The 4,321-nt window shown below is 29.0% G+C and carries 3 protein-coding genes and 1 other annotated feature; all 3 genes read left to right on the top strand.

Annotation, left to right across the window (positions count from 1 at the left end; genetic code table 11):
- On the top strand, window positions 1-319 hold a 319-nt coding region (locus JJE11_RS15610), incomplete at its 5' end, for a hypothetical protein (protein WP_291637263.1).
- Between the two features lie 189 nt (window positions 320-508).
- Window positions 509-749: a binding site (T-box leader), on the top strand.
- 60 nt (window positions 750-809) lie between these two features.
- Entirely contained in the window at window positions 810-2,030 is a 1,221-nt protein-coding gene (gene tyrS / locus JJE11_RS15605) for a tyrosine--tRNA ligase (protein WP_291637262.1), read from the top strand.
- Window positions 2,031-2,224: 194 nt separating this feature from the next.
- The gene (locus JJE11_RS15600; protein ID WP_291637261.1) at window positions 2,225-4,300 is read left to right on the top strand and encodes a hypothetical protein; all 2,076 of its coding nucleotides are present in this window, start codon (window positions 2,225-2,227) and stop codon (window positions 4,298-4,300) included.
- Window positions 4,301-4,321 lie beyond the last annotated feature (21 nt).

Here is a 4,321-nt window from a genome sequence, read left to right as displayed (position 1 = left end):
CATAGTATATATTGATGATGATACTAAAGCCACTTTGCAATTAAATAGTAAAATGAGATTTGTGGCTACAAATGAGTTCAATTTAAAAAGCAATAATGATTTTTATGGTTTTCTGTGCGGTATGCTTTCAAGAGATTATGATATTGATACCATTTTTGTTGATGGTGTGTTTAATGTCATTGAGGATAAACTTGATCATACGGCACAATTATTTTCTAAAATGGATTCTTTAGCTAAAAAGTACAATGTGGAATTTTATGTGAACGTTAGTTGTGAAAGTGCAAACCCACCAGAATTTCTAGTGGAATATATTGCATAACGATATAAAATAATTTTTTCGTGTCTTGATGAAATGCAGGGTCTTGACCCTGCATTTATTGTATATGGAGAAAATAGGCGTAAGTTGGCATAAGTAGCAGATAAACGGATGTCAATACATAAAATGAGTAATTAGCTTACTTGATATGATTTTAATACACCTATATAATTAGTAAATGAAAATTATATCTAAAAGGCTGTGAAAGAAAAAAGTAACTGTAGGAATTATTAAGAGAGCTAGTGGTAGGTGTGAACTAGTTAAGGAATACAGTGAAATACATTCTGGAGCTTTAAGCTGAAGCAGAATCGAAGATGATGAAAGCAACACCTTCGATGATAAGTAGGCTGAGACGGACTTACCTTACGTTATAAGGAATGAGCGGATTGTTAAATCAATTTGGGTGGTACCACGGAATTATTTCGTCCCTTTCTTAGGGGCTTTTTTTTATTTCAAAAAAATAATAGACAATTAAAACAAGGAGGAATAAATTATGGAAAATGTATATGATACACTTGTTGATCGAGGATACATAAAACAACTTACTCACGAGGAAGAAATGAAGAAAATATTAGAAAAGGAAAAGGTTACGTTTTATATAGGATTTGACCCAACAGCTGATAGTCTGCATATTGGTCATTTTATTGCTATGATGTTTATGGCACATATGCAAAGGGCAGGGCATAGACCAATAGCATTAGTTGGCGGTGGAACTGCGATGATAGGTGATCCATCCGGTAAAACAGATATGAGAAAAATGCTTTCAAAAGAAGAAATTGATCATAATATATCCTGCATAAAATTACAACTTTCAAAACTTATAGATTTCAGTGATGGTAAAGCAATCCTTGATAACAATGCAAATTGGCTTTTAAACTTAAATTATGTAGACTTTATAAGAGATATAGGGGCGCATTTTTCAGTAAATAAGATGCTAACTGCTGATTGTTTTAAACAGAGATTAGAAAAAGGCTTATCTTTCCTTGAGTTTAACTATATGCTTATGCAAGGATATGACTTTTTAGTGTTAAATCAAAAATATGGATGTACTATGCAATTAGGTGGAGATGACCAATGGTCTAACATAATTGCTGGTATGGAACTAATAAGAAAAAAAGAAAGTAAAGCTTCTTATGGAATGACTTGCACTTTGCTTACTAATAGTGAAGGTAAGAAAATGGGTAAAACGGAAAATGGAGCACTATGGCTTGATGCTAACAAAACACCACCATATGATTTTTACCAATATTGGAGAAATATTGCAGATTCGGATGTGGAAAAATGCTTAGCGTTACTTACTTTTGTGCCAATGGATGAGGTTAGGCGTTTAGGCGCTTTAAAAGATGAAGAAATAAATGAAGCTAAAAAAGTTTTAGCTTTTGAGGTAACAAAACTTATACATGGAGAAGAAGAAGCTATAAAAGCTAAGACTGCTGCAGAAGCACTTTTTGGCAGTGGAACTAATATGAGTAACGTTCCTATAGTATCTATACCTCGCGACATGAAGAGTGCGGGGTTAATTGATATATTAGTATACACTAAAGTGTTGGCTTCAAAAGCGGAAGCTAGAAGGCTAATTGAGCAGGGCGGCTTAACTATTAATGACAAAAGGATTGAAGATAAAAATGCAACACTTTTAGAAGAAGATTTTATAGATGGAAGTGTACTTATTAAAAAAGGAAAGAAAAAATACTATTCTTTAGTCATAGAATAGCAATATTTTCAAAAGGACAAAGTTAAAATTTATATTTTAGCTTTGTTTTTTTATTGACAGGTAAAATAACGAGATAATTATTGACCATCCCCTTTAAAAAAAAATATTTTGTACGATAATAAAATATTAATAACTTTTAAAAAAGTTATAAGGTATAGGAATTTGACTTATGTATAGCGAATGGGAGGTGGCTTATGTCAGTAATTAGCAACATTTCAATTTTACAGAATCCACAAGCTAAAAAAGCTTATAGTAAAATATCTTTTGAAGCAGGAGAAAAGTTTAATGCAAGAGTAGTAAGTATAGACCAGCAAAAGGGAGAAGTTAATTTAAAATTACAAGATGGATGGCAATTTTCTGCAAAGCTGGATAAGCCACTGGAAGATGCTATGAGCGGTGGTGTGTTAAAATTTGAAGTGGAAGGATTTGAAGATGATAAGCTTATACTAAAACTAGTATATGAAGATAAAGAAGGCAAAATTGCGGGAAATGACATATTTAAAGAAGTCCCCCATGGGAAATCTTTAAGTACTGACAAAGCAGATGCCTTACTTTTTCAAAAGATGATAAAACATGACATGCCTTTAACTAAAGGTAATATAGTTGATATAAAAAATTTAGTTGATTTTAGAGAAAAAATATCTTTAAATCAGAATAAAGAAGAAATTTTTATTGAAAAATATCTTAATAGTAGAAATATTGACCCTAATAGTGAAAAGGCAAATGAAATAACAAAAGTTTTAAAAAGTTTTTTTCAAGCTTTAAAGAATTTAGATGTTGATGAGATATTATTATTTAAAGAAAATAACATTGTACTTACTAAAGAAAATATGGAGAGCTTTACAAAATTATTTAAAGGGGAGTCAGCTATATATAACGATTTAAAAGATATTAATAACTATTTGTTAAATACTAGTACAACTATAAATAAGTTGAGTAATATTGAGCTTTCCGCGATAAGTCAGAATGGGGTTAATTTTCTAGAAATAGATGAAAGTAATATGCCTGCAGAATTGAAAAATCCTCAATTAAAGAGCGATTTTCAAGAGAAAGATTTTACGAATATTAAAATTGATAATGAAATAAAAGCAGTTAAATTATTAAATACTAACGGACCATTAGTGGATAAAATTCAAAACTCAGATAATCCTGTTGATAATAATATAAAAGAAGTGGTTAATTTAATAAATAAAGAGTTAAGGAATTTAGAGATTAACCATAGAATTTTAAATTCTACGATTAAAAACTTAGAAGCAGATAAAAACTCAGAACCAGACCAAAATTTAAAAGTAGATAAAAACTTAAAATTACAAGATGCTAGTTTAAATAGTGTTACAATAAAAACTTTGGTAGACAAAATTTTTAAGATGCAACAAATATCATTAAGTCCAGATGATTATATTAAATTAATAGAGAATTTAGAGGAAAAATTAAACACAACAAATGTTGAAACTAAAGTTGAAACGAAGGGTGAACCTAGAGGCATGAATTTGCAACAAATAAACCAAAATGAAGAACCACTTATAAATAATTTAAAAAGTGATACATCGAGTGAATCGGAACTAGGTAGTAAAAGCGGTATCAATACTAAGGCTTTGGGATATGGTAAGAGTAATTCACTTAATGAAATTATAAATATGATAAAAAAAGAATTAAATGTTTCTGAGTTAGATAGGAAAATAATAAATAATGTTGAAAGAGATATAGATAAGATAACTACAGATTTTCTTATTAAAGATCAAATTAAATTAAAGACTGAAGAGATTAAAAATATGGTTAAAGACTTTATTGAAAATAAGCTTAATCTAAAACCTGAGTCTTACGCAAAAGTTATGAATATATTTGATCAGAAACTTAATGATATAAAAGTGTTTAATTCTATTTCAGAACAGTATTATTATTTAGATTTGCCTATAAATGTTAAAGATAATGAATATCAATTTAAATTAATTATTAAAGATGATAGAAAAAAAGGTAAAAAGATAGATAGTAAGAATGTGAAAATTGCTACTAGTGTCAAAACAATAAATATGGGAACAGTGAATGCATATATTAAAATTAACAATAATAATATGAATATTGACATTAATTGTGAAAAATTCTGGGTTAAAGTTTTGGAGCTTGGAAAAGAGAAGTTAATTAAGGATTTATCTAGTCTAAATTATAGGGTTAGTATTGTTGTCAATAACAAGGCGAAGGAGTTTACAATGGCAAATTGCGGAGAATTTTTTGAAGATAGAAGTTTTAATACAATCAATATAAAGGTATAATAATATGGAGTGTATAGTATT

This window comes from Clostridium sp. (genome assembly GCF_016650095.1).
In the GTDB taxonomy this organism is placed as follows: Bacteria; Bacillota; Clostridia; order Clostridiales; family Clostridiaceae; genus Clostridium_AD.
The sequence above is the reverse complement of the archived record's forward strand: the minus strand, read 5'-3'. Positions and strand labels throughout refer to the sequence as shown.

What these genes read in the sequence shown, in the direction of transcription:
- tyrS (WP_291637262.1), top strand. Translation starts at nt 810, where the DNA reads ATGGAAAATGTATATGATACACTTGTTGATCGAGGATACATAAAACAA.
- JJE11_RS15600 (WP_291637261.1), top strand. Translation starts at nt 2,225, where the DNA reads ATGTCAGTAATTAGCAACATTTCAATTTTACAGAATCCACAAGCTAAA.